The 23,895-nt window shown below is 36.8% G+C and carries 25 protein-coding genes; 7 read left to right on the top strand and 18 right to left on the bottom strand.

The features are described from left to right. Positions 1-430: 430 nt before the first annotated feature. From ACQKIH_RS15920 to ACQKIH_RS15930, 3 genes are all read right to left on the bottom strand, one after another. A complete protein-coding gene (locus ACQKIH_RS15920) occupies positions 431-1,822 on the bottom strand; it encodes an MDR family MFS transporter (protein ID WP_427767801.1) in 1,392 nt (463 codons plus the stop codon). Positions 1,823-1,882: 60 nt separating this feature from the next. Next, entirely contained in the window at positions 1,883-2,464 is a 582-nt protein-coding gene (locus tag ACQKIH_RS15925; protein ID WP_427767804.1) for a TetR/AcrR family transcriptional regulator, read from the bottom strand. Between the two features lie 78 nt (positions 2,465-2,542). Then, positions 2,543-2,917 (bottom strand): rRNA methyltransferase, encoded by a 375-nt coding sequence (locus ACQKIH_RS15930; RefSeq protein ID WP_427767807.1) that lies wholly within the window; start codon positions 2,915-2,917, stop codon positions 2,543-2,545. A gap of 604 nt (positions 2,918-3,521) precedes the next feature. Here ACQKIH_RS15930 and ACQKIH_RS15935 point away from each other — a divergent pair. Further along, entirely contained in the window at positions 3,522-4,892 is a 1,371-nt protein-coding gene (locus ACQKIH_RS15935) for a nucleoside-diphosphate sugar epimerase (protein ID WP_427767809.1), read from the top strand. A 54-nt stretch (positions 4,893-4,946) separates the two neighbouring features. On the opposite strand, the gene ACQKIH_RS15940 is transcribed toward ACQKIH_RS15935, so the two are convergent. The 12 genes from ACQKIH_RS15940 to ACQKIH_RS15995 all read right to left on the bottom strand — a co-directional run bounded on the left by ACQKIH_RS15940 (position 4,947) and on the right by ACQKIH_RS15995 (position 15,277). After that, entirely contained in the window at positions 4,947-6,650 is a 1,704-nt protein-coding gene (locus ACQKIH_RS15940; protein WP_427767812.1) for a putative bifunctional diguanylate cyclase/phosphodiesterase, read from the bottom strand. Positions 6,651-7,046: 396 nt separating this feature from the next. Next, on the bottom strand, positions 7,047-7,217 hold the full coding sequence (locus ACQKIH_RS15945) for a hypothetical protein (protein ID WP_057989812.1): 171 nt from the start codon (positions 7,215-7,217) through the stop codon (positions 7,047-7,049). A 1-nt stretch (position 7,218) separates the two neighbouring features. Continuing rightward, positions 7,219-7,374 (bottom strand): hypothetical protein, encoded by a 156-nt coding sequence (locus ACQKIH_RS15950; RefSeq protein WP_057989813.1) that lies wholly within the window; start codon positions 7,372-7,374, stop codon positions 7,219-7,221. A 160-nt stretch (positions 7,375-7,534) separates the two neighbouring features. Next, positions 7,535-7,885, bottom strand: coding sequence for a DUF6176 family protein (locus ACQKIH_RS15955; protein ID WP_427767816.1), 351 nt, complete (start codon positions 7,883-7,885; stop codon positions 7,535-7,537). A gap of 29 nt (positions 7,886-7,914) precedes the next feature. After that, complete coding sequence (locus tag ACQKIH_RS15960; RefSeq protein ID WP_427767819.1) at positions 7,915-8,649, bottom strand: DUF2087 domain-containing protein; 735 nt, start codon at positions 8,647-8,649, stop codon at positions 7,915-7,917. Between the two features lie 211 nt (positions 8,650-8,860). Further along, positions 8,861-9,259 (bottom strand): hypothetical protein, encoded by a 399-nt coding sequence (locus ACQKIH_RS15965; protein ID WP_057989816.1) that lies wholly within the window; start codon positions 9,257-9,259, stop codon positions 8,861-8,863. Further along, entirely contained in the window at positions 9,252-10,058 is an 807-nt protein-coding gene (locus ACQKIH_RS15970) for a HipA domain-containing protein (RefSeq protein WP_427767821.1), read from the bottom strand. Before ACQKIH_RS15970 ends, ACQKIH_RS15965 begins: the two co-directional genes overlap by 8 nt. Before the next feature lie 150 nt (positions 10,059-10,208). Then, entirely contained in the window at positions 10,209-11,159 is a 951-nt protein-coding gene (locus ACQKIH_RS15975) for a tyrosine recombinase XerC (RefSeq protein WP_057989818.1), read from the bottom strand. A gap of 467 nt (positions 11,160-11,626) precedes the next feature. Next, positions 11,627-12,307 carry a VCBS repeat-containing protein gene (locus ACQKIH_RS15980; RefSeq protein WP_427767824.1) on the bottom strand — a complete coding sequence of 227 codons (681 nt, stop codon included), beginning with the start codon at positions 12,305-12,307 and terminating at the stop codon, positions 11,627-11,629. A 173-nt stretch (positions 12,308-12,480) separates the two neighbouring features. Continuing rightward, positions 12,481-13,752 carry an MFS transporter gene (locus ACQKIH_RS15985; protein WP_427767827.1) on the bottom strand — a complete coding sequence of 424 codons (1,272 nt, stop codon included), beginning with the start codon at positions 13,750-13,752 and terminating at the stop codon, positions 12,481-12,483. A gap of 179 nt (positions 13,753-13,931) precedes the next feature. After that, on the bottom strand, positions 13,932-14,327 hold the full coding sequence (locus tag ACQKIH_RS15990) for a hypothetical protein (RefSeq protein WP_427767828.1): 396 nt from the start codon (positions 14,325-14,327) through the stop codon (positions 13,932-13,934). Positions 14,328-14,398: 71 nt separating this feature from the next. After that, positions 14,399-15,277 (bottom strand): tyrosine-type recombinase/integrase, encoded by an 879-nt coding sequence (locus tag ACQKIH_RS15995; RefSeq protein WP_427767830.1) that lies wholly within the window; start codon positions 15,275-15,277, stop codon positions 14,399-14,401. Between the two features lie 172 nt (positions 15,278-15,449). On the opposite strand from ACQKIH_RS15995, the gene ACQKIH_RS16000 reads away from it, so the two are divergent. The 3 genes from ACQKIH_RS16000 (at position 15,450) to ACQKIH_RS16010 (ending at position 17,887) form a co-directional block, all read left to right on the top strand. Further along, positions 15,450-16,244, top strand: coding sequence for an enoyl-CoA hydratase/isomerase family protein (locus ACQKIH_RS16000; protein ID WP_427767832.1), 795 nt, complete (start codon positions 15,450-15,452; stop codon positions 16,242-16,244). A 238-nt stretch (positions 16,245-16,482) separates the two neighbouring features. Continuing rightward, on the top strand, positions 16,483-17,001 hold the full coding sequence (locus tag ACQKIH_RS16005; protein ID WP_427767834.1) for an RNA polymerase sigma factor: 519 nt from the start codon (positions 16,483-16,485) through the stop codon (positions 16,999-17,001). 31 nt (positions 17,002-17,032) lie between these two features. Next, complete coding sequence (locus tag ACQKIH_RS16010) at positions 17,033-17,887, top strand: hypothetical protein (RefSeq protein WP_427767835.1); 855 nt, start codon at positions 17,033-17,035, stop codon at positions 17,885-17,887. Positions 17,888-17,947: 60 nt separating this feature from the next. Here the strand turns inward: ACQKIH_RS16010 and ACQKIH_RS16015 are convergent, their stop codons facing one another. Beyond that, positions 17,948-18,763, bottom strand: coding sequence for an ATP-binding cassette domain-containing protein (locus ACQKIH_RS16015; RefSeq protein WP_427767837.1), 816 nt, complete (start codon positions 18,761-18,763; stop codon positions 17,948-17,950). Between the two features lie 156 nt (positions 18,764-18,919). On the opposite strand from ACQKIH_RS16015, the gene ACQKIH_RS16020 reads away from it, so the two are divergent. Next, positions 18,920-20,083 (top strand): aminotransferase class I/II-fold pyridoxal phosphate-dependent enzyme, encoded by a 1,164-nt coding sequence (locus ACQKIH_RS16020; protein ID WP_427767838.1) that lies wholly within the window; start codon positions 18,920-18,922, stop codon positions 20,081-20,083. 50 nt (positions 20,084-20,133) lie between these two features. Here ACQKIH_RS16020 and ACQKIH_RS16025 read toward each other — a convergent pair whose 3' ends face one another. After that, entirely contained in the window at positions 20,134-21,366 is a 1,233-nt protein-coding gene (locus ACQKIH_RS16025) for an AI-2E family transporter (protein ID WP_427767840.1), read from the bottom strand. 75 nt (positions 21,367-21,441) lie between these two features. Further along, a complete protein-coding gene (locus tag ACQKIH_RS16030) occupies positions 21,442-22,386 on the bottom strand; it encodes an LCP family protein (RefSeq protein WP_057989828.1) in 945 nt (314 codons plus the stop codon). A gap of 182 nt (positions 22,387-22,568) precedes the next feature. Here ACQKIH_RS16030 and msrA point away from each other — a divergent pair, with 182 nt between their 5' ends. Beyond that, the gene (gene msrA / locus ACQKIH_RS16035) at positions 22,569-23,084 is read left to right on the top strand and encodes a peptide-methionine (S)-S-oxide reductase MsrA (protein WP_427767842.1); all 516 of its coding nucleotides are present in this window, start codon (positions 22,569-22,571) and stop codon (positions 23,082-23,084) included. Positions 23,085-23,220: 136 nt separating this feature from the next. Beyond that, a complete protein-coding gene (locus ACQKIH_RS16040; RefSeq protein ID WP_236706938.1) occupies positions 23,221-23,769 on the top strand; it encodes a DinB family protein in 549 nt (182 codons plus the stop codon). Positions 23,770-23,895 lie beyond the last annotated feature (126 nt).

A 23,895-nucleotide genomic window follows, 5' to 3' on the forward strand; every position in this document is an offset into this window, starting at 1 on the left:
GATGGAAATTACATGCCTTCTCACTGGTTTTATTCCTAGAAACTGAAAATAAAAGATTTTATCTTAAATACTCTTCTGAATACAAAAGATAATTACCTACCCTATACCCATGCTAATATGTTTAATACATTATTAGGCATTTAGGTAAACTGGATTTATTCGATTATCTTTGGTACTCATTATAATATATTATGTAATACTTTTCAAAATAGGATCCCTTTTATTCTCCTCATTAGCATTCTTTTACTAACAAGTTTACTAAACAATCAACTATATATGTGAAACATTTTACGTAAGTTACCACCGTCAAGCCTATAATACTCTTTTTTCCATCACTTTAATAGTAATATTACGCATAGGACAACGGTTAATCAAAATAAAGCACTCCCAAATACATGTCGAATGTATTCGGAAGTGCTTTATTATGTCTTTATGAACTGCTCTTACTCCCCTTTAACATGAACGAAAGCGCTAATCCTAAAATACTTAAAATCGTTGCAATGGCAAAGGCTAGGCGGATCCCGATGAGCATCCCATCCGATGAAACGTCATCTAAGAAACTCATTGTACCCGTCATCGCCGTAACAAGAAGCGCTGTGACAATCGCACCACCAACCATGCGTAATGTACTGTTAACGGCTGTTCCATGCGGCATTAAATGTCCTGGTAATGCATTCATTCCCGCAGTCGTTAAAGGCATCATGATCATTGCAATGCCCAACGAAATGAATGCAAAAAGTATAGCAATAATCCAAATAGGCGTCGTGACAGACAAGAACATATAAACGGATAATGCGAATGTAATCGATGTGAATCCGTACATTGCCAATCCGCGCCCACCGAACTTATCGAAAATTTTACCGGTAATTGGAGACATGAAGCCCATTAATAATGCCCCTGGCAACAGAATAATCCCTGTTTCTAACGCTGAAAGCTCTCGAACATTTTGCACATAAAATGTTAATAAAATTTGCGTACCAATCATGAGTGCATACACTAAAACAGATAAAGAAGTTGAAATTGTAAATATTTTTGATTGGAACACACGAAACTCTAATATCGGTTGTGGTAGTTTGAATTGACGACGGATGAATAAATACAGTGCGACAATACCAATTGCTAATGATGATATGACATACCAAGATGTAAATCCAACTGAACCGACCATACTAAATCCGTATAGTAAGCCTCCCCAGCCAAATGTTGAATAAACAATTGAAACCATATCAAATTGTTTTTCTTGTCTCGGTGTAACATTTTTCATAAATACGAAAACAAGTAGGATGACTACTAAAGCTACTGGCAATACTGTGTAAAATAAATGACGCCATGTAAAATAAGTGAGCAACCAGCCAGCTAATGTTGGACCAACAGCTGGTGCAAAGCCCGTAACAAGTCCTGCAATACCCATCACAGATCCGCGCTGCTCTTTCGGATACAGTGTTAAAATAATTGTTTGCATTAGTGGCATAATAATCCCTGCCCCAGCCGCTTGAATAACTCGCGCACCGAGTAAAACCGGATAATTTGGTGCAAATGCTCCGATTAATGTACCGAGCGTAAATAAACTTAATGCAGCTAATAACAAGGACCTATTTGAAAATCGACCAATTAAATATGCTGTGATTGGAATTAAAATCCCGTTCGTCAATAAATAAATCGTCGTTAACCATTGTGCCGCGCTCGCATTGATTTGAAAATCAGCCATAATCGGCGGCATCGCAATCATTAGTAATGTTTGATTCAGAATCGAAACAAATGCTGCCGATAAAACGATTGCTACAATGAGTGTCCTTTTTGAATTTGTAATTGTTTGTTCCATAAAATAACCCCTTGTATGTTTGTTAGTGATAACTAACATTTTAAAGTAAAAAAAGTGGTACTACATGGTAGCACCATATAAAAACGTTTCGACATAGTTTTCGATAAACATTTTTTGTTGATCTTGTAAAAAGTGGTTTATTGAAATCGTCGTTGTTACGAAATAACCAAACATTGTTGTTAAAAAAATAAGCGCTTGTGATTCTGAATGAAATGGTTTTAAAATACCCTTTTCAATCAATTGATCAAAATACGATGCGAGCAATGATTGTAGCTGGTTCGTATTGGCTTCCGTAATGAGATTTGATAGTTCTGGTAAATTCCCTCGTTCTTGAATACTAATAAGGAAAATAACCTTGTTTTGATTCATATACAGCAAATATTGATGCGCAATGTCCGTTAAGTCTTTTTTTACATCAAATGTTAAGGATGTTTGAAAATACTGTTCAAAATACGGCAAATACGATTGCTGCTGAATAAGCGCCTCCAAAATCCCCATCTTCGTTTCAAAGTGACGGAATATCGTCATTTCACTAACACCTGCAAGCTCGGCAATTTCTTTTACAGGAACTTGATTGTATCCCCTTGCCTCCATTAATGTACTCGCAGCATGTAAAATGCGCTCGCGTGTTTTATTTGTCATTACTTCACCTCGACATGTTAGTTACCACTAACATATCATACCGCAATTTTAGAATTACGTCAAAATGTATGTATCCCTTCATAGCTCTACTCGATAGCGCCAGCTTGCATTTTTCACTTGATCAAACTGAATGTATTTGACACTTTCCTCAATGACATCATTTAAATTCAACTGCTGCTGCTTCGCCAAGTCTTTTAAGTGTGTAAGTAATTGTTCATCACATGTCGTTCTGAATTCTACACGATCTTTTGGGCGATTTTTTTTATTATAAGAAATCGTTTCGTTTTGTAAAAGATTCAGATAACCGTTTTCTAGTAAATAACCAATATGCGTATTGTGCTCTGTTGCGTATTGCTTTAACTGTTCAATTAGTGCCGCGCTTATACGTGTTTTATAACGTATACGTGATGCATCGGTCGTTTGAATCAGTTTATGATTGATGATTTTCCACATGTACTTCCCCACCTTTCCCTTCTATTATAATAACATTTTCTATAATAACATTTTCACAAATCAATTTCGCCTTGGCGTAATTGCGTCCAGCTTCTGAAAGAGTTTTCTGCTGAATGAAAATAAAAACACTCCTTATGGGATAAGGAGTGAATGGCGTAAAGTTACAGTCGGTACGTGCTTATTCAGTTGTATTGTATTCACCATAGTTTCTTTACAAATCATACTTTAAAGCCGAGTTGATCGTTTATGCATTTGTTCGCCAAAATAGTAGCATCTTTCGAAAACCGTCGTTAAACCTTTTTGTCAATTAATTACATAATAAATTTCATAACGCTCAAAACAATAAACCGTGTTTACATCTTTTAAAAAGAACGCATACAACGTAGCTAATTGAAATCCTTTTATTCCATTGTGTTACTACTTCACAAAACTTTTTAACCTTACTGCGTGACTGCAACTTTACTACTTATATAATATCCGTTCCTAATATTTTCTAAACATCTTTTTTCAGAAACCTCAGCTGAATTAAGTTAAAAATTTTATTTCAAGACTTATACCTAGTCGAATTTTGTAAAACGTATATAATAACTAAAGGGGGTGTACGATGCTAAAAATAAAAAAAATTGAATTCATCAAAGTCCACTATGATGAATCACTTACTCAAAATTTCTTTTCTGTTGCAAATATTACATTTTCAAACTATAAAACCATCTCTGGTGCTCTACTCTACTGGCAAAAGAATACGTCCGATGCACCTTTTACAAAAGATGGAGACTATAAATTTTTTTATGATATGGCAAAAGTACAATTTTTTGCATCCGTTAAGTTTCCAAAGGATTCAAAACTGACGCGTGATCAGCGCCAGGAGCTTGCCTATATCCTATTGGAAGAACGCGGTGCAATTGGTTCTTATAGTTTTGTGACGAATCGCTCAAAAAGACCATTTCCGATCAAACAATCTTTTCAAAATATAAAATTTCCAGAATATTTTAGTTTACAAGATTTCAATAGTATCGAGCTGTTTCAACAATTTCAAAATCAAGACGAAGCGCTCTATGCCCATTTAGCGCATTATGACCGCGCATTTGTCGTCGCCTATATGCATTGGTGCCAAAATGTCATTACTGAGCACCATAGCAAACTACTAAACTATTTGGATTACTTACCATTTTCATATATTTGCTATGCCAACCCGTTTCTTTCAGAGCAATTTTTAATTGATTTTATCGAGCAGGTGGATTTTGATGCGTTGCAATATAATAAACCGGTCCTGGCTCGCCTTACTGCGTCATTTAAAGCCCATCTTGTTAGCACCTTACAGCTACAGCAAAAAGCGCTTAACGATGAATTTAAAGACCAATTAGAAGAATTCATAGAGAGCAATGTATTTTTTGTCTTACATGATGTCATTTACTTGCCTGAAGTGGATGAAATTCCAGAAATGGAGCTATTATTTTTTGAATATGATTGCGGAACCGATAAATGGCCAGGTGGCGAGCATTTAGTAAAAGGAATCCCTTCTTTATACTGCCAACAATATGATCGTTATGGGGATCATAAATTAACAAATAGCGAGATGGATAAAAAAATTGCGCAATATAGTGCGCTTCAATTGCAGCTTTTTAGTGCATCTGCCCACTTACACTGGCTTAGTCGTTATCAAAGTCAATTGGATTGGCATGCAATTTGTCAGTACAATGAAAATTTAACTGAAGACTTTTTAACTGCCCATTTGGACAATATTGATTTCCAGGCACTTGGCTATAATATCTATTGTTTTATAGATGAAGCATTTTTATCGCAACATATGGATAAATTCAATCACCAACAACCCGTTCCACTCATTATATGTCATTTGACAGAGCCCTTTTACTTAATGCATAAAAACAAAATTAAAGTAGACTTAGAAACTTTATATAAATATATGGACTGCATTGATTATGATGAGTTTGAACGATTAGAATCTTACTTTTAAACCCATAACAAAAATGCACCATTCCAATCAACATTGGTATGGTGCATTTTTTTGTTACACTTTAGATTTCATATAGTCTGCAAATTCATCCTTGCTTAAAGGAGCGCTTAAATAAAAGCCTTGTACAAACTCACATTTCAATTCTTTTAAAATCGCTAAATCTTCACCATTTGCCACACCTTCTGCTACGACTTGTAAACCGAGTGCATGTGCCAATGAAATGATGGACGACACCATCTTAGCATTGGCTGGAACTAAGTTTAAGTCCTGTGTAAACGAATGGTCTATTTTTAAGGAAGTTACAGCCACTTCACGTAAATAACTTAATGGCGAATACCCCGTTCCGAAATCATCAATGGATATTTCAATACCTAAAGTATTTAGTTCTTGAATCTTTTCAATTAGTTCAGCTGAGCAATCAAGCATGCTCATTTCAGAAATCTCTAATTCTAGTTGATTTGGATTTAAATTCGTTTCTTCAAGGATGGTTTTTAATTGGTCTATAAAATCATTTTCGTTAATATGACTTGTTGAAACATTCACCGAAATTTTAAATTGTGGTGAAACAATAGGTTGCCACTGCTGTAATTGCTTTACGGCATTTCTAATTACCCAACTGCCAATATCATGAATGAGTCCACATTGCTCTGCAAACGGAATCAATTGCTCTTGCATCATCGTACCAATTTCTTCATCAACCCATTGAATTAACGCTTCCGCCCCAATCAGTTCATTCGTTTGGAGATTATATTTCGGTTCGTAATAAAGCTCAAATGCATTCTCTCTCAAAGCCTTATGTAACTTTGTTTCTAAACGTAAAAATTGGTCGTTTGTACCGCGCATTTCCTTTTTATACACATTGTAACTATTGCCATTCTTTACTTTGGCTGCGTTCATCGCAACATTCGCTGTTTTCAATAGTTTAGCGGCAGAATCACCATGCGCTGGATACACACTTATGCCGAGGCTAATGCTCGCATAAAATTCATACGTGTCAAATATAAAACTATTCATACAAACATCCAAAATCTTTTCAGCCATTTCGTCTATTAATGAAACGTCTTCTAGTACATAGACAAATTCATCTCCATTTACACGGTAGAATGAATTGGTTTGAATATCAATTCCACGAAAACGCGCGCTAAGTTCCTTTAAAAATAAGTCGCCAACTTTATGACCGAGGCTATCATTAATATTTTTAAAGCGATTGATATCGAAGAAAAATAGCGCAAATGGCGTTTTAGTCCGCATAGCGTTCGCAATTTCATTTTCAAGACGCTTTGTTAAGTTACGACGATTTGGTAAGCCCGTTAAATCGTCATGATAAGCAATATGAGCAATTTTTTTAATGTTTTTTTGTGCAGTAATATCTGTACGAATCGAAATATATTGATTTGGAATTTTATTTTCTCCTAAAAATGGAACAATCGTTGTTTTGACCCAATATAAAGAACCATCTTTTGCACGATTGCAAATTTCTCCATGCCACGTTTGTCCAAGTCCGATTGCACGCCACATTTCTTTGAAAAAAGATTTCGGATGAAAACCTGAATTTAATACTCGATGGTCTTGGCCGATTAGTTCTTCACGCGAATATTTCGAGATTTCGCAAAATTGATCATTCACCATCATAATTTGACCCTTTCGATCCGTTACAGCAACAATAGACGTTTTATCAAGTGCAGCTTTTAAATTGACGAGCTGTTCATACGAAAAATCCATTGATTCGAGAATTTTTGAATTTGATTCTTCCTGCATATCTACCTCTCCATTCCAAATTAATTCTATTAATATTACTATTCATAGAAAATTATAATAGTTCTTAACTCATAAATCCAACTTTTCTAAATTTTTTGTTTAAATTACCTTCATTCACCCCAAGTAAAAAAGGCAAGGATTCAAAATTCTCTCACTATTCTAATATACGCACATATAACCAATTTTGTCTGTTAACTTTTTCATATGTTCTGAAACTCGATTTAGTTCCAAAATAACTTGATCTAAGCTTTTTACCACTTCATTATAATTTTTTGATGCGGATGTAAGGTCGCGCACACTGATGGACTCGAAAGTTTACTCAATGTTTCGCATGGATACAATATCCTTTGACAGCAAAAAAATCTCCCTTATCAATGGAAGATTTTTTATCTAACTTTATGAAATTGCAAACTCATAGTTCCCTCGATTCTCCGTAGCGCGGTAGTTGTAGGCGTCTAATTGCTCCTGAGATAAGTTTAAAATGTAATAATGAAAATTGATTGGTTCTAATCCAAACTTTTCGCATGCTTCTTTATAATACTCATACCCCATTCGATAATCATGCATGTTACTTCCCCCCTTCTTGTTGCATTGCTTGGTCATTAAATTCACTTAATTGCTTTGGTGATAATTGAATTACATAATAGCGAAAGTTAATTGGCTCTAGCCCGAATTGCTCGCATTTTTTCACATACACTTCATAGCCTTGTCGATAAATTGTCATTTTAACCGCTCTCCTTTGTACTATAACAGATTTTATTTATTGAATTAAATATAGTGCAGTTATAGTACAGTTGTCAACAATATTTTCAGAAATTTTATGATTTTCTTTAGGATCTAAAAAATCCTTTCTAGTTAAGAAAGGATTCCTGCATATCTATCCATCAACTATCGTGCATCGCTGCTTTTACTCGGTGAGGTATCATCACAACTTCAGTGTTTAAATCCACGGGGCGAAATGTTTTATCGATACATTCCTCCCAAAATAGTAAGTGCTCTTTATCAATCCAATGTTCCGATTCCTCTACTTCTTGACCACCTTCTCCGCGAACGGAATACCAGTATAAATACTCATGCCCATTAAGATGCTCGCGGAATATCGTCTCCACATACATTTTTTCTCCTTCTAAAGTGACAAGCACATCGTCCATATGATCATTCAAAAACTTGAGCCATTCATCCACGCGCTTTGATTTTCCTTCCATTACTTTAAATCGAGTCAATTCAATCTCCACAGTAATCCCCCTCGTAATTAAACATCATTTTAGTTTTCCTTCACCCAGTAAAAGGTGCAATCATCCGTTCGTTCCATGAAACCATATTGAATTAAATAGCGACGTACCGTTACATAATCACTAAAAATAGGCTTTAAAATATCGTTTAATTCTTTTTCCAAATACTTTTTCCCAGCTTCAAAATTCGTCATAATTTGTTGCAACAAAATAATTTTACGCTTTTCTTTACTTGGAAACGTGCTAATTGGGCCTTCTAAACCTTCCTTAAAATACGTTTCTAACACTTTTTTCTTTTCATCCGCCGTAATCGCATAACGTTCATCCACTTGTTTTGCCCCCTTATGAATCGGTTCGTACTGTTCGATCCCATCAAACGCTTGCATAATCGCCAAAAAGACTTTTGCCTGTTTCTCCTTTTCCTTCAATTTAAAGCGGTGCTGACGGATTGTTGATACACTGTTTGCAGTTGTATGCTGAACAATTTCTTTATCTGGCAATCCCTGTGCAAATAGCGTCAGTAATTCAATTTGAATATCCGATAGTCCTGTATGCTTCTTATCTAGCTGAATAAGTGCATCAAACACTGAACCATGCACTTCTTTTTGATGTTGCTTAATCATCTTGAGCGCCGTGAAAAAACGTCCTTCTACTGGAAAAACTTCAAGCTTATCATATTGCTGCTCACAAAATAAACAATGGTACACATTGTCACTTTCTTCATATCCATTTACGAGATGCTCGACTGATAGACTTTCAAAATCCATAAACAAATACCACCTTCGTTTATTATTATATAAACAATATAACATTTGTTTATTTTTAAGTAAATTATAAATCTGAAAATTCTGCATTAAATACTTTGGATACACTTTTTCTCTTATGCACTTCTAGTTTACATAATCATTTTATGCAATTCAATGAAGTGATTTTCAAATCAAAAAAGACCATTCCCAGAAAAGGCAACGGACTTAAAGATTAATCGTTATTTAACTCTGTCGTTTCAGGATAATACAGGTCTTTTCGTAAACAAACATCTTTATGCTTCAAATTTTCTCCCTCAAAGCATAACCATATTTCGTCATCCGCCATAACACCGTGCGTTTTTCGAACAATCCCCCATCGGTTATAGGCTTGCATACCTAGACTTGCTAGTAATTCATCTGCATTTGCCCGCGTTGGTGGGAATGTACGCCACTTTAACCACTTTTCTAATTCCTCTAATGAAATGTGACCTTCCATGTTCGGTGAAAATTGTTTATTGAAGTCTTCAATATAGTTGATGACATAGGGTGTCCCACCATTAGCCGGCTTTAAATTAACGGTTGCTATGACATCATCCATCCACATTACGTTAAACTTCATCGTATCAATCATTTATTTCACTTCCTTCAAAGAACAAACGAGACAAGTTAGGATCGTTTAACTGTGACCGTAAGACTTGCTCGGCACGCCCAAAATCAATTGTGCTTGTTTCAAGTTTATGCAGTAACTTGGCTTTATCAATAAAAGCCGTTCCCCTATACAGGGCTAGTTGCTTGGAGAAACTTGAATTAAATGGTTTGGCTTTCACTTTTCTTTTTAAAATGGTTAAGGGCTTACCAGGTGTATAATCTTTTTCATCAGATAATAAGCTTAATCCGTTATCAAAAATCGGTGCAAGCTGCCATACTTTATCGAGCGGATTGTACAAGAATAAAATATTATTCGTATGTCGATCTTCGTTTAGAATGAGTGCATCAAAGGCAAGCAGGCGAGTAATTTCTTCACGTACATTCAGCCCTGTAAAATTTTGAACTTGCTCCATGATTTGTTCAAATTTCTCCGTTGTCGATAAAGATGTATCATTCAAAATGGGGTCTGTTGAAGTGAAATTCGCTTCAAATAAACGCTCTAACGTTACTTCTTGTAATTTACCTCGAAAGTCCTCCGAATAACAGCCACGCGAGAGCTCCCCATCAGGTAAAATAATTTCACAAGGATAGTACTTTACATATTTTTTTTCTTGTAAGGTTGAGCATGATAACACAAGTGTCGCTAATTCTTCTGCTTGTCCCTCGTAACCACGTGTATTTTGCTTAACCCACTTATTACCTACTCGCCATTTCGATTGATCCCCTTTACTTGAGGTACTAATAATGCGAATAGCATCCGTCGGAATATGAATTTTATCCATGCATTTCACGTCCAATTTATGAGTTTCTACTATATTAATAATCAATTATAAACGATATCGTGATAATTGGAAAATAATCTTCATTATCAAATAGTAAACAAAGGATTTTTATAATTGTATGTGCGTTAAATGAACATCTAGTTTACATAATCATTTTATGGTATTAAACGGATTGTTTTTCAATACGTCTTGAATTTGCTCATCTTCTATATGTGTGTAAATTTGCGTCGTTGCTACACTGGAGTGCCCTAAAATATGCTGTAGACTTCGAATGTCTGCACCCGCTTTATACATCATTGTCGCGGAAGTATGGCGCAGCTTATGTGGTGTTAACTTGTCTTTTTTAATCGATTGGCCATTGATTCTTTTCACCATTTTCGCAACCGTTTGGCGGGCAAAACGCGTCCCTTTTTGCGAAACGAATAACGGTTCTGGATCTGTTCCCTTGTATGTATGACGCTCTTCTACATAACGCTCTAACGCGGCAAGACAAGCGTCATTTAAATAAACCGTGCGTTCTTTATTCCCCTTACCAATTACCGTCAGCTGGCGTCCATTAATGGAGTCGACATTTAAGGAACAGAGTTCGGATACACGAATACCAAGATTTAAGAAAAATACCATCATGCAGTAGTCTCGCGTAGAATATTGTTGCTCATCAATTGCCTTTAAAAATGTTTGAGCTTCATCCATATTCAAATAAATAGGTTTTCGTCGACCGATTTTCGGTGATTCAAGCTCCTCAGCTGGATTTTCTTCTATGAGTCGTCGCTTGCCTTTCAAATATTTAAAAAAAGCTTTTAGAGTTGCAACTTTCCGCGCTCTTGCCGATGCTGAATTTCCCCGCTGCACTTCACAATATTCAATAAAATAATATAAATCTTCCAGTGATAACTCCTTAATCCAATCTGCGGTAACATCTGAAATATCAATCGTATGTATAAGGTCCGGTGATATATCTTTCTCCACGCTTTTTAAAAAGCGGAAAAATAGTACGAGATCATATTCGTATTCTTTCCGAGTGCGCGGTGATTTTCCGGTAATCGTCGTTAAGTAAACTAAAAAATCTCTCAAAACTTTTGGCAAAGCTGTTTTCGTCAATTCCCTCACCTCTAACTCTATTATAGCACGAAATAAAGTTCCCAAATTCATATTTGGGAACTTTATTTCGATTTATAGGCTTTAACATGTAATTTTTGTAATTAAATGGTTATATTTAGCCCGTTTCTCCTCTAAAATAGAACATATATTCCCTGTATTTTATTTCGCATTCAGACGCAGTGAATTTCACTTTCATGGGCAATGGTACATGTCAATTCGTCTCAGAGCGAATTTGGAAATTGGTGATTTCCTTATTAATTAAGGATTGTTTTTCCATATAAAGGAGAATCTGTGGTTTACTGAACGAGCGGTTTATAGACAACTTAAAAAGCCCGCTCATAATATTATTTGAGCAGGCTTGGTTCGTCATGTATTGAGATTAGTAAATCTATTTATTTATTCGTAACGTTTAACAAGAATACCATAATCTACACGAGACCAACTACCTTCATAAAGGTGGTTATTTTTTATTCAAATGGTATTGAAACAGACAAGCGATTTGAATGAAATTGTGAACCTTTCCATGACAGAAGGTTTTCAACGTATCCTAAAGTATCTGCATTTGTTGGGCCAATCATACGCTGTAGAGCTACTAAGTCAAAATTATAGCTTTTGTTATTTGTAATGATCGGATTAACAACTCCTAAGGCCAGAACCCCGCCTACTATTGGTTTTTTAAGTCGTCCATTGGCGTCATAAAACTCTGATAAGTAATCAGGTCCTTTGGTGCTAATGTCTATTATGAACAACCTATAAGGCGAGTGACTTTCAACACGAACCTTATAAAAATCGGCGTAATTCAATTGAAATGTGTATTCTTCATTATATTTATCAAAGTTAAACAGCTCAGTTAAATTGTTGTTTTTGAAGGAATAGATATAAAAGATGCCATATCCGCCACTCCCACCCGTATCAATACTTACCATAATGTCAGGTATATGATTGTTATTAAAGTCGCCAAGAAACAACCTAGCATTATATCCCGCATTGTTTTTAAAATGAACGGTTGTACTTTTATTTGACCACCCATCATGAATCACAAGCGTAATGTTGTCGGCGAAGATACTTGGTGATCCATCGACATTACCATATAAATAGACGGTATCTAAAATACCATCTCCGTTTACATCCCCTATCTTCCAGTCCAACAATGTATGATTTCCGTTAAAATTGACCCCTCCTATTCAAATTTAATCATTGTCCATTGCAATATATGCAGCTAGCAGCTTTGTTAATTTCTCGTCGCGCAGATTTTTACCGTTTACTCATGAAAAAAACAGCGCTCCCCCTGTTCAGGACGCGCTGCTATTGCATTTTCTATCTAATTACTTTTCTTTGACCAAATGACTACCGGTATTAAAAGTAAAGCGAGTAACCCTCCACCTAAAGCTAACACATCATAGCTTGCACTCGCTACGACCATTCCTGACAGTGCTCCACCAGATGCGCCCGCTAATGCAATTAACACATCCAACTTTCCTTGCGTTTTTGCACGCGTAGACGGCTCGGTTGAATCGACTACTTGAGCCGTTCCACTAATTAAACCGAAGTTCCATCCAAGACCAAGTAACGATAGTGCTATTATTAGCATAAGTAAGGAATCATTTGGTGCAAACGCTGCAAATAATCCAGCGAGTAACAAAATTACGCCCGCTGCAATACTCATCGCTGTTCGGCCTATTTTATCAACAAGAATCCCCGTGAATAAAGATGGCAAATACATCGCTGCGACATGGAAACCAATGACCAATCCTACATCCGCCATATCATATCCATGATGTTGCATATGAACTGGAGTCATCGTCATGACCGCTACCATCACAATTTGTGTAAGCACCATGACTGTCGCACCGACTGCTAAACCTTTTTTATTATCCGCCTTTTGTGTATCGGACGATGTAGACTTTCCATTTTGCTGTTGATACGCTGCGATTTTATTCGCGATATGTAATGGATCTGGACGGAGCATCATAAATAGCACAATCCCCGCAAAAATAAAGGCTGCTGCGGACAAAATGAATGGACCCGCAAGTGAAGGGATACCCATGGACGTTGCAACATTCCCCATCACGCCAACTAAGTTTGGACCAGCAACCGCACCAAATGTCGTCATCATCATCGTCGTACTAATAGCCGTTGCTCTTTGTTTCGTACTCGCTAGATCTGTCCCTGCATAACGTGCTTGTAAATTCGTCGCCGTCCCTGCACCATAAAATAATAGCGAGGCAAATAATAGCAGCACACTATTTACCATTGCCGCGATGACTACACCAACCGCACCAAGACCACCGACGATAAATCCAGTAGAAAGTCCGATACGGCGCCCACGACTTTGTGATAGTTTCCCAACGAGAAAAGCCGCGCATGCTGAACCTAAAGTTAATAAAGCAACAGGTAGCCCAGCATAAGCATCCGTCCCAAGCATTTGTTGTGCTAATAATGCGCCGACCGTAACACCCGCTGCAAGTCCGGCACCACCAAAAATTTGCGACAAACTAACGACGAATAACACACGTTTATAAAGCTTTTTCAACTTTTCTGGTGATTCGATATACGTTTCAATCGAATCTGGCTCTCGTATTTTAGCAAACACCAAAAGACACCTTCTTCCTTCCCGTTGACACGTTAACCGATCGCTATAAAATTTGTATAAAGATAATAGAGAATAATGGCAATGATAATCCATTTAAAAACCTTCCCTAGAACCTTAAAAAACAACGGAATTAAAACAATAGCGACAATTAAAAATATAAGTAAATCCATTTACATCTCCTATGCTGAAATCGTAATGTAAGCCCCTTCACGCGTGACATTCCAATTAGATGAAAGCAAATAACGAATTTCTTCTTCTATTTCCGTATTCACTTCAATACCTGTCACACTTGTTTCATGCTTTGTAATGCCGTCCGCAATGCCAAACCTCATGCGTAATAAACCGACTAACCCGTTAATTGTTACGTATTTCACTCTATAACGCTCCGTGTAAGCGGCTTTAAACGCGGCTTCATCCGTAGTATACAGTTTTTGCAATAAAGTAAAATCATAATCATAGTCTTTCGAAAAAACTTCCAAATCACCTTGCTGTAAATTGCCGACTACTTCCTCATATGTATAAGGATGTGCCTTTAATGTTTCAATAATATACGCTTCCATTAATGAAATAGCCATTTAAAATTCCTCCTCTTTCTTTTGTTTACTTATTGTAACATATTCCACCATCGGGAATTCTTCATATGCATTCATTCGCCCTTTATTTGCTGTGAAATGCGCTGCTGGCGTTCTGTAAACACGCCTTTTCGCGCATAGCCAAATTGCTCATACAATTCAGTCGGCTCATGTAAATCGGCGAGCTCATTCTGAATGGCGCGGTATCGCAAATTGGTCGTCGTCACTTTAAATCCAACTTGTTGTGACATCGTAAAAAAGATGCGTTCAATCGTTTTGACGGTGATAGATTCGCCTTTTTTATTGCCAAGCCCTAGCCATACGACGGATACTTCACTCGCAATCGGCAGCCATTTCAGCGTTTCTTCTTTATAAAATAACAATTGCTTCATTAGCGCTTTGGATAGCGATAATTTCCGAGACTTTTTCGCCGCAATAACCGTCCATTGTTGCGTTTCTTCATGAAAATGTTTCCATTCCATTCGCACCACTTCCGCAGATTTAATCCCGAGTTCTGCAATAACTGCTACGATCGTCGCATTACGCAGTGCCAGCCACGTATCTTCTTCATTTTTTGCGTGATTATACATTTGAACCCATACCGCCAACGCTTTTTTCGCTTGCTGCGGGGCTAATGTTTTGATTAAAGCAGGTTCTTTATTTAATGGTTGAAGAAATTTCGGTGCATACTTTTTTATAACATCTCTCAGCTGTAAAAAGATTAAAAAATGACGGATAGACGCATATTTTCGATTGATGGAATTGACTGATTGGTATTGTTTTGTAATCGTTTCCTCATACAATTGTAGCGCATCTTCAATGGTTGTTTGCATCGCCACAATTTCAGCAAACTGCTTGGCATCTAATGTATATTGTTTTACCGTGTAGGGAGACTTATTGAGTGAACGTAAATATGCCTCGAATGCCTTTACATATGGCATAATTCCCTCCATTGTCATCACCCCTTTTGTACTATTGTAACATGGAAAGCACAGACGTTCGATATTATATCCGACTAAATATTCTATATATTACGTTATTTTACTCGAAAGTTCGATATGCCATGTTTCTCAATAGAAGATAGGCTATAATGGTCGCAATGAAGGTTTAGGAGGAAATTAGTTTATGCAAGTACGTACGACAAGGCTTGAAGCGGAAGACGCAAAAATTATTTATCAAGAAACGGCTGGATTAGCGATCATTACGATTCATCGCCCCCAATTAAAAAATGCATTAACAGCAAATATGTGGGATCAATTGGCGAAAATTGCCCTACGCACATTAGAAAACCCTAAAAATAAAGTATTACTTTTACGCGGCTCAGGTGAAAACTTTACAGCAGGCTCCGACATTAAGGAATTCAATTCGATTTCACTTGAAAAAGCGGAAGAAGCATTCATTCATATGGAAAAAACGATATCCATTATCGAAAATTTACCGATTCCCGTCATTGGTGTCATAAACGGACCTGCAATGGGTGCGGGACTTGAACTCGCGCTTGCTTGTGATATTCGTATCGGCTCTGATAAAACAAAAATGGGCATTCCAGTTGGGAAATTAGGCATCACGTTGAACAATAGATTTGCAAAGCGCTTAGTTGATTTAGTAGGTCCATCTGCAACGAAAGATTTCGTCTTTACAGGCCGTATGTACAAAGCCGATGAAGCCTTTAAAGCGGGTATGCTCAATTATTTAGTCGCAGAAAAGGATTTAAATCGTTTCGCAATCCGCATGGGTAAGCTCGTGGCAGGAATGTCACCGGATTCTTTATTAGCAGTGAAGCGCTCTGTGAAAGAATGTGTCGATTCAACACCTGCGCTTTGGGAAGGTTCTACGCCATTCGTCTCTCCAACTGATTTCTCAGAAGGTGTTCGCGCATTCGTGGAAAAACGCCAGCCACAATTTGCACGTAAGTTATAGGTGATCTCTTTAAAAAATTAATATCGAGAGCAAATTCCATCATTCAATTTGGAGTTTGCTCTTGTTTCAAATTCCACGCTTTTAATCTGTGTCCCCTGCTCTACTATTTTGAAATCCTCCAATTATTACTTGTACAAATCAGATTTCCGCTCACCACCATAAATAAATTTACATTCTATGCAACTAATTACGAGTCAAAATACTCTAACGGTAAGACAGCAAGAAAGAGGTGGTAACATTGGAACTTGAATTTTTAGTAAAAAAAGCGCAAAAAGGAGACGGAGAAGCGTTTATTCAATTAATTAGCCAATACGAATTGATTCTTTATCGTACAGCAAAGAGATTAGGACTGAATGATGAGGATATTGCAGACTTATTACAAGAAACGGTATTAACGGCGTTTGAAAAAATCCGAACTTTAAAAGAGGTAAAATATTTCAATACGTGGATTTGTCGCATCTTATTGAATAATTGTTATCGATTTATGAAACAGCATAAGCAAGTTGTACTACTCGATTCAGACACACTCAATGCATTGGCACATCAAGATAATTTACCGTTAGAGCTCGATGATATGTTGAATAGTTTAGATGAAAATTACCGGATCGCGTTAACACTTTACTATGTGAATGGGCTCACAACAAAGGAAATTAGTGAATTTCTTTCTGAACCAGAAGGCACGATTAAATCGAGAATTTCGAAAGCAAAACAGCTTCTAAAGAACAATTATTATGTAGTGGGGGCGCAGTCACTATGAAAAATAATGGCTAAAGCCTGTATCCGCAGCAGTGGCGACGATTGCATTAAGTTCAGCTATTTTGCTAACTAATGATACAGCGTTAGCTAAATTACAAGCTTTTTTAGGGTTTAATGATTCCGGATTAAATACAGCGAGTAAAAATGGTGATGTGCAATATGTGGGACAATCTCAACAATCTGAAGATATCAAAATTACAATGGAACATTTCTTTTCAGATGCTTATCGACTGGGTCTGCAGCTAAATATTGAAACGGAAGAAATTCAAATGGATGATTTGTATTTTATCGACATGGAGTATCTCCTCTATAACGCTCAAGGTGAAGTGATAGATGCTCACTTATCTGATACAAAGCCAATAGCAGGTCCATTAATGTTTTCAGGAAACTCCTATCAATTAAAAAACCTGAAAAAGAACGCTGCAACTCTAGAAATGCTGGCAGATTCAAGTTCTAAGGCTGTTCCTTCTTTAGATGGTGCGAGAATCGCTATTGAAACGATTCATTTTCACACCAATAAAGAGGGCGTCATTTCAGTAGACGGAGAATGGGCATTTGATTTACAACCTGGAAATATTGAAACACAGGATTTTGTTGCGGAAAATGAGGTGGTAGGTCTTGAATTACTACAAGCTACATTAACAAACGGTTCGATGCATATTTCTTATAAAATCAACCGTAATGTTAAAGATGAAAATTACTATTTCGATACAGCATTAATAAATAACAGTAATGTAGAATTCTTTCCGAATGGTGCGAATATTGAATATGTTGATGGATACACCACTATTAATTCAGTATTCCCTTATAGTATATGGAATGAGCATGATACTCTTTCATTATCCGTGGATGGGTATGAAAAATTAAGATTGATTAAGAAAGAATAAAATACTCTAGTAGTCCACCATCATTTAATTATGATAGTGGACTTACTGTATTCCCCGCCCTTAATGCGATTTTTTCGACTCCGTATTCGATAACGTAATATGAATTTCTTCAGGCTCCACTTGGAAATGAAATAAAAAGCTTTGCGCAATTTCTCGCTGCAATTGCTTTAACATGTCCGGCACGTAGTAATTAACCGGTGCCAAAATAGATACATCGATCCGCATCGTTGGAACAGTTGCAACGGAAAAGTGTAAATGATTCATGCGTGTTATGTACGGGTTATTTGCTACGACATGTTTAATAATGTCCGTATAAACCGCTTGCGAAATCGTAATTGATTGATGATGAAAATCCGGTCTTACAATCGTCGTTTCCCCTAGCTTTTCCCGATTCGGTGAGAAAATTTCTTTCCCTCTTTGCACGAGCCGTTTGAAGAAATTTTGCTCCACTTGCTTATACGGAACAGGCATGACATGTTTGCCTTGAAATTCACGAACAAAGCGTGCCATTTGAATTTCCTTCGTTGAACGGACATCCTCTACATAATAATAGTGCTGAATATCACCTAGCTCCAAGCGTTTCGCGATTCTTTTCGTCATCTTATCGGAAGTACCAATAATAAGGATCGAATCAACAGGTACATTGCTTAATGCATCCATGATATCGGCTTTATGCCACTCTTCATCAAAAATAGCGCGGCGAACAGCTGTCACAATATTTTTTTCGAATTTTGCAGAAGTACCTGCCACTTTTTCGCCATTTACGATTAACAGACCATCATCAATAATGGCTTGAATTTGATGATCATGTGCGAATTGTAGCGCACTCGTACTTTTTCCCGTACCACTTGGACCACTTAAAGAATAAATATTCATTATTTTTTCCCCTCGTATCAATTATAATTCGATAAAATTCTACGATGTCTGCTGATTGAAGTTACTTAAGTTCTGATTTCTGAATTACTTTTCATTATAAACGATGTGTATGATAAAATGGGGCATATCATTTAAAAGGATTAGGGAGTGTTACATATGAAGATCCAACCGTCCAAAAAGATGGCATTATTTGTACCAGCTATTTTTGGAGACTTAAAAAAACATGCACAGCTACAGCAACAACATGGAATGGAATTAATCGATTTAAGCTTAGGGAGTCCCGATATTGCACCATCAGAAACATTACGCCAAAAAATGGCGGAGTTAACCGCCCTTTCTTCGTCCTATGGGTATACGTTAACAGGGATACAAATGTTTAACGAAGCTGTATGCCGTTATTATGAACGCGTGAATCATGTCAAGCTTAACCCAGCTACGGAAGTGGTCCAAACGATCGGGTCACAGGAAGGGTTAGTGCACTTACCTGTCGCATTTTGTGATCCCGGTGATATCGTGTTAACAACAAACCCTGCATATGTCGCGTATGATGCGGGTATTCATTTAGCCGGTGCAGAGCCTTACTATATGCCATTAACGAAAGAAAATAATTATTTACCGGATTTACAAGCCGTTCCAGAAGAAATCGCACAACAAGCAAAATTGCTCATTTTAAATTTACCAGGTAATCCTGTACCCGCAATGCCTTCCATCCAATATTTCGAGGAAGTTGTCGCATTTGCTAAAAAGTATAACATCATTGTGTTGCATGACGCAGCGTATTCAGAGTTTTACTTTAAAGGAGATGCACCTATTAGCTTTTTGGCGACGCCTGGTGCAATGGAAGTCGGTCTTGAAATCAACTCGCTATCCAAAAGTTTTAGCTTAGCCGGAACGCGTATTGCCTATATTGTTGGGAATGCGAAAATGATTGCCATTATGAAGCAATTAAAATCCAATTTAGACTTCGGTATTTTTGAACCGATTCAACAAGTAGCAGCCCTTGCGTTAGACAATGCGGAGGAAGTAACAGCTATCTTGCGTCAAACGTTTTCCGAGCGCCATAAAACATTAATGGAAGGCTTAACTTCTATTGGCTGGGAAGTTGCTCCGAGTGATGGCGGCATGTTCGTTTGGGCAAAATACCCGAGCAGCTTAAACAGCGTTGAATTCGCTTTTAAAGCCATTGAAAAAACGGGTGTTGTCATGGTACCTGGTACAGCCTTTGGTACAGCAGGTGAAGGTTATATGCGCCTTGCTTTAGTTCAGCCTGTAGAGCAACTTCAAAAAGCTGTGGCGCGATTAAAATCATTAGCACATTAGGCATTACAAAAAAACGACATTGGAGTAAAAACCAATGTCGTTTTTTGTATTCAATTTACTTTCTTCTCATAATAATTAGCTTCATCTGTTTGGAAATCATTGTAACGATTTTTAAATAATCGATAAGCATGTGTAACCAACACTTTTATTAATGCATATCCTGGAAGTCCTAAAACGACCCCTGGCACACCAAACAATGAGCCCGCTGTTAATAACACGAAGATAATCGTAATCGGATGGATACTTAATGATTTCCCCATAATTTGAGGAGAAATAAACTTGCCTTCAATTAATTGAACGATTGTCCATACAATAATTAAATAGACAAGCATTAACGGCGAATGAACAATTGCAATAATTGCTGCTGGTGTCGCCGCAATGGCTGGACCTAAGTATGGAACAACGCTCGTAATCATCGCAATGAACCCTAATAGTAATGCGTAATCAAGACCAATAATGGTGAAACCAATCGTCATCATGACGCCGATACAAAAGGACACTAAAATTTGACCTTGAATATACGAACTAATTTGCTTGTCCATATCATGTAAAACTTCGCCTACTCCTTTACGCATGCGCGGTGGGAAAATCTTCAAAACAAATTTAGGCAACTTTTCGCCTTCGTATAATAAATAAAACGCAATGAATGGAACGATGACAAGTGATAATAGAATCCCTGTAATCGTAGAAACAAACCCAGTAATGCCCGATGCAACACCACTCGCGATATTTGTCATTGTCTCCTTTACGGTTACAACAAGGTCATCTTGAAAATCCATTAAAAATTCATCATAGCTAAAGTTAACCGTTTGAAAATAATCATTAATGCGGGAATTATTTAAAAATGACACAACGCTCTCGGCAGCAGACATGAAGTAAATCGGGAAATCCTGTACTAAACTTGTGAATTGGTCGCGTAAAAATGGAAATACAAGTAGAGCAAGTAATGTAATGAACCCCGCTACTACTATATACAAGATGAGTATACCTAACGATCGTGGTACATTCCATTTAACGAGTAATTTCAATGCTGGCCGTAATAAATAATACAAAATAACGCCTAATACACCTGGCAAAATAATCACATTCAATAGAACTTGAAGCGGTGCAAAAATAAAAGATATTTTATCGTAAACAAAGATGATGACGCCTAATAACAGCATAATCACCAGGAAAAAAAATAGATTTTTCCCACCTAAAAATCGAATGAAGCTCGTGGAGAAAAACGTCGATTTTTCCTGTAAAAGACGTTTCTCTTCATTTCTCTCGTTGTCGTTTCCCAAAATACCACCCCAACATATTGCCAAATTTTCATATTTCCTTTATTTTAGCATGGATTTTGCAGAATAGTACTATGCTTACTCTTCTAATTGTAAAAAATCATGAAGCAATTGTTTATTTTTTTCGACATTTATTTCAAGTACCGATCCAGCATGTTTATAATTTCCAAATTGATACAATCCCTCTGCAGGAATGGTCATTTTTTCAATAGCTAAGTCACCATTCCCTGCAATTGCTTTAAAAATTGTCGACAACTGATCTGTGCTCGTTAAATCCGTTGTGATATACCCTTGTGCCGCTCCGACAAGTTTCGGGAAATTTTTCGCATTGGTTGGAGAAAGCATTTCGTTTTTTAATGCTTCAATCACTTTTTGCTGACGGTTAACTCGTCCGAAGTCGCCTTCTGCATCCGAACGGAACCTTGCATAGCCTAATAATTCTTTGCCATTTAACTGTTGCAGTCCTTTTTTAATCTGGACATCAATCTCGCCACCCATATTTTTTTCTACATCCATTTCAATTCCGTTTGGTGCCAAAATATCAATCATTGTTTCAAAACTTTTAAAGTCAATTAACGCATAGTGATGAACTGGGAGGTCAAACATTTCATTTAACGTTGCCTTTAGCAAAGGTACGCCCCCTAAATAATAGGCCGTATTAAGCTTATATGATTGATAGCCAGGTATTTCTGCATATATATCACGCATAAAAGACACGAGCTTCATATCATTCGTATCATGGTTCCACGCCAGCAACATCATCGTATCGGAACGGGATTTTTCTGTTCCCCGTGCGTCTACGCCTATAATGAGGTACGTTTCAATCCGTTCTTGAAATTCATCTGGTTGAAAGTCTTCCACTGTGATTTTCGTATCACTACCCATTTTTAAACCACTTTTAAATTGCGCATACACATAAATTCCTGTAGTCATAACGGCTAATAGAAGCACCGTTATAACGAAACGCCCTTTACGCAACTTTCTCTTTTTTTGATGGCGCGTTTGTCGCGTATTTTCTTCCATTTCATAACACCCCTTTTTAGACAAGTAAATATATCATTTAAAAAAATGGTTTTAATTCTTCTTTATTATACCATTCACCTAATTATTACAATTGTATACTAAACAAATGATATTTGATTGAATTTTCTTTCCATGATAGAATTCCATATATTTAAGCATTTAAAAAATTGGAGGAATATGGAATGGAAAAGGCAACGTTTGCAGGTGGCTGTTTTTGGTGTATGGTCAAACCGTTTGATCAATGGGACGGAATCGAGAAAGTAACAAGTGGCTATATGGGCGGTCATATTGAAAACCCTACATATGAAGATGTGAAGCGCGGTAATTCTGGTCATGTGGAAGTCGTTGAAATTATTTTTGACCCAGAAAAGTTTAGCTATGAGCAATTACTTGAAATTTACTGGATGCAAATAGATCCGACAGATGCAGGTGGTCAATTCCAAGACCGTGGTGAATCGTATAAAACGGTCATTTATACACATAGTGAAGCACAAGCAACACAAGCGCAGCAATCAAAAGAAAATTTAGCAGCAAGTGGTCGGTTTAAAAAGCCGATTGTTACGGATATTACAGTGGCTCAAACATTTTGGCCGGCAGAAGACTATCACCAGGATTATTATAAAAAAGAAGAAGCCCATTACAAAGAAGACCGTGCACAATCAGGTCGGGATGAGTTTATTACGGGACATTGGGAATAAAAAGTCTTTTCTTACGTGGTTTTAAAGGAAAGTTTAACAATTGGTCTAGTAAATAGTTAAATAATGGAACTTCACTATGATATACTCTAAGTAAGATATGCTAAAAAAACGATAGTATCTATTCGGAGGAAATGTTATGAAAAGTGAGTACATGAAACATTATTTCACCATCATTTACGAGCAGCGAGAAGAATTTGCGAATGTGCTAATCAATTACAAAGAGAATGAATGGGAGCGTCCCCAAGATGGTAAGTGGTCTTTTGGAGAAACTTACTATCATTTATACTTAATGATTAAACTTTTTAGACAGTTAAACAAAACCTATTTATCGTTTTCTAAGCCCATTGCTACATTAAGGAGTAGCAAATCATACAACATTAAGAGTGACGATATATTTACTGAATATAAAGAAAAAAGCAATAAGCCGATGAAAGCACCTTTTGTTTTAGTGCCTCCAAAGGATATTAAAGAGAAAATTTCTTTTAAATGGTTAGTAAATGAGTTAGATATTGAAACAAGGTTCTTAGAAAAAATGCTTTCTAACATAAGCGATAACGTAGCTGGACATATACGTTACCCTGACCCAATCGCACATTATCCAAATTTAATACAATGTATTCACATACTAGGTATACATGAAAAACAACATTTTTTATTATGCAAAAAATATTATGACTTACAATAAAATAAAAGAGCAGGAACATCATGATACTACAGGGACTGACCCCAAAAATATAGACAAATAAAAAAAGCATCTTCGATTGAATTCGGGTTTAGATACCTAAAATTCAACTAGGGGGTGTTTTTTTAT

The sequence above is a fragment of the Solibacillus cecembensis genome (assembly GCF_050272495.1).
GTDB classification, from domain to species: Bacteria; Bacillota; Bacilli; order Bacillales_A; family Planococcaceae; genus Solibacillus; species Solibacillus cecembensis.

Excerpts from the sequence above, each read along its gene's own strand:
- ACQKIH_RS16000 (WP_427767832.1), top strand. The coding sequence starts at position 15,450 with ATGCAAGTACGTACGACAAGGCTTGAAGCGGAAGACGCAAAAATTATT.
- ACQKIH_RS15950 (WP_057989813.1), bottom strand. The coding sequence starts at position 7,374 with ATGACAATTTATCGACAAGGCTATGAAGTGTATGTGAAAAAATGCGAG.
- ACQKIH_RS16040 (WP_236706938.1), top strand. The coding sequence starts at position 23,221 with ATGAAAAGTGAGTACATGAAACATTATTTCACCATCATTTACGAGCAG.
- ACQKIH_RS15960 (WP_427767819.1), bottom strand. The coding sequence starts at position 8,649 with ATGGATTTTGAAAGTCTATCAGTCGAGCATCTCGTAAATGGATATGAA.
- ACQKIH_RS15945 (WP_057989812.1), bottom strand. The coding sequence starts at position 7,217 with ATGCATGATTATCGAATGGGGTATGAGTATTATAAAGAAGCATGCGAA.
- ACQKIH_RS15970 (WP_427767821.1), bottom strand. The coding sequence starts at position 10,058 with ATGGATAAAATTCATATTCCGACGGATGCTATTCGCATTATTAGTACC.
- ACQKIH_RS15940 (WP_427767812.1), bottom strand. The coding sequence starts at position 6,650 with ATGCAGGAAGAATCAAATTCAAAAATTCTCGAATCAATGGATTTTTCG.
- ACQKIH_RS15935 (WP_427767809.1), top strand. The coding sequence starts at position 3,522 with ATGCTAAAAATAAAAAAAATTGAATTCATCAAAGTCCACTATGATGAA.
- msrA (WP_427767842.1), top strand. The coding sequence starts at position 22,569 with ATGGAAAAGGCAACGTTTGCAGGTGGCTGTTTTTGGTGTATGGTCAAA.
- ACQKIH_RS15990 (WP_427767828.1), bottom strand. The coding sequence starts at position 14,327 with ATGGCTATTTCATTAATGGAAGCGTATATTATTGAAACATTAAAGGCA.
- ACQKIH_RS15920 (WP_427767801.1), bottom strand. The coding sequence starts at position 1,822 with ATGGAACAAACAATTACAAATTCAAAAAGGACACTCATTGTAGCAATC.
- ACQKIH_RS15925 (WP_427767804.1), bottom strand. The coding sequence starts at position 2,464 with ATGACAAATAAAACACGCGAGCGCATTTTACATGCTGCGAGTACATTA.
- ACQKIH_RS15930 (WP_427767807.1), bottom strand. The coding sequence starts at position 2,917 with ATGTGGAAAATCATCAATCATAAACTGATTCAAACGACCGATGCATCA.
- ACQKIH_RS15965 (WP_057989816.1), bottom strand. The coding sequence starts at position 9,259 with ATGATTGATACGATGAAGTTTAACGTAATGTGGATGGATGATGTCATA.
- ACQKIH_RS16030 (WP_057989828.1), bottom strand. The coding sequence starts at position 22,386 with ATGGAAGAAAATACGCGACAAACGCGCCATCAAAAAAAGAGAAAGTTG.
- ACQKIH_RS15995 (WP_427767830.1), bottom strand. The coding sequence starts at position 15,277 with ATGGAGGGAATTATGCCATATGTAAAGGCATTCGAGGCATATTTACGT.
- ACQKIH_RS16015 (WP_427767837.1), bottom strand. The coding sequence starts at position 18,763 with ATGAATATTTATTCTTTAAGTGGTCCAAGTGGTACGGGAAAAAGTACG.
- ACQKIH_RS16020 (WP_427767838.1), top strand. The coding sequence starts at position 18,920 with ATGAAGATCCAACCGTCCAAAAAGATGGCATTATTTGTACCAGCTATT.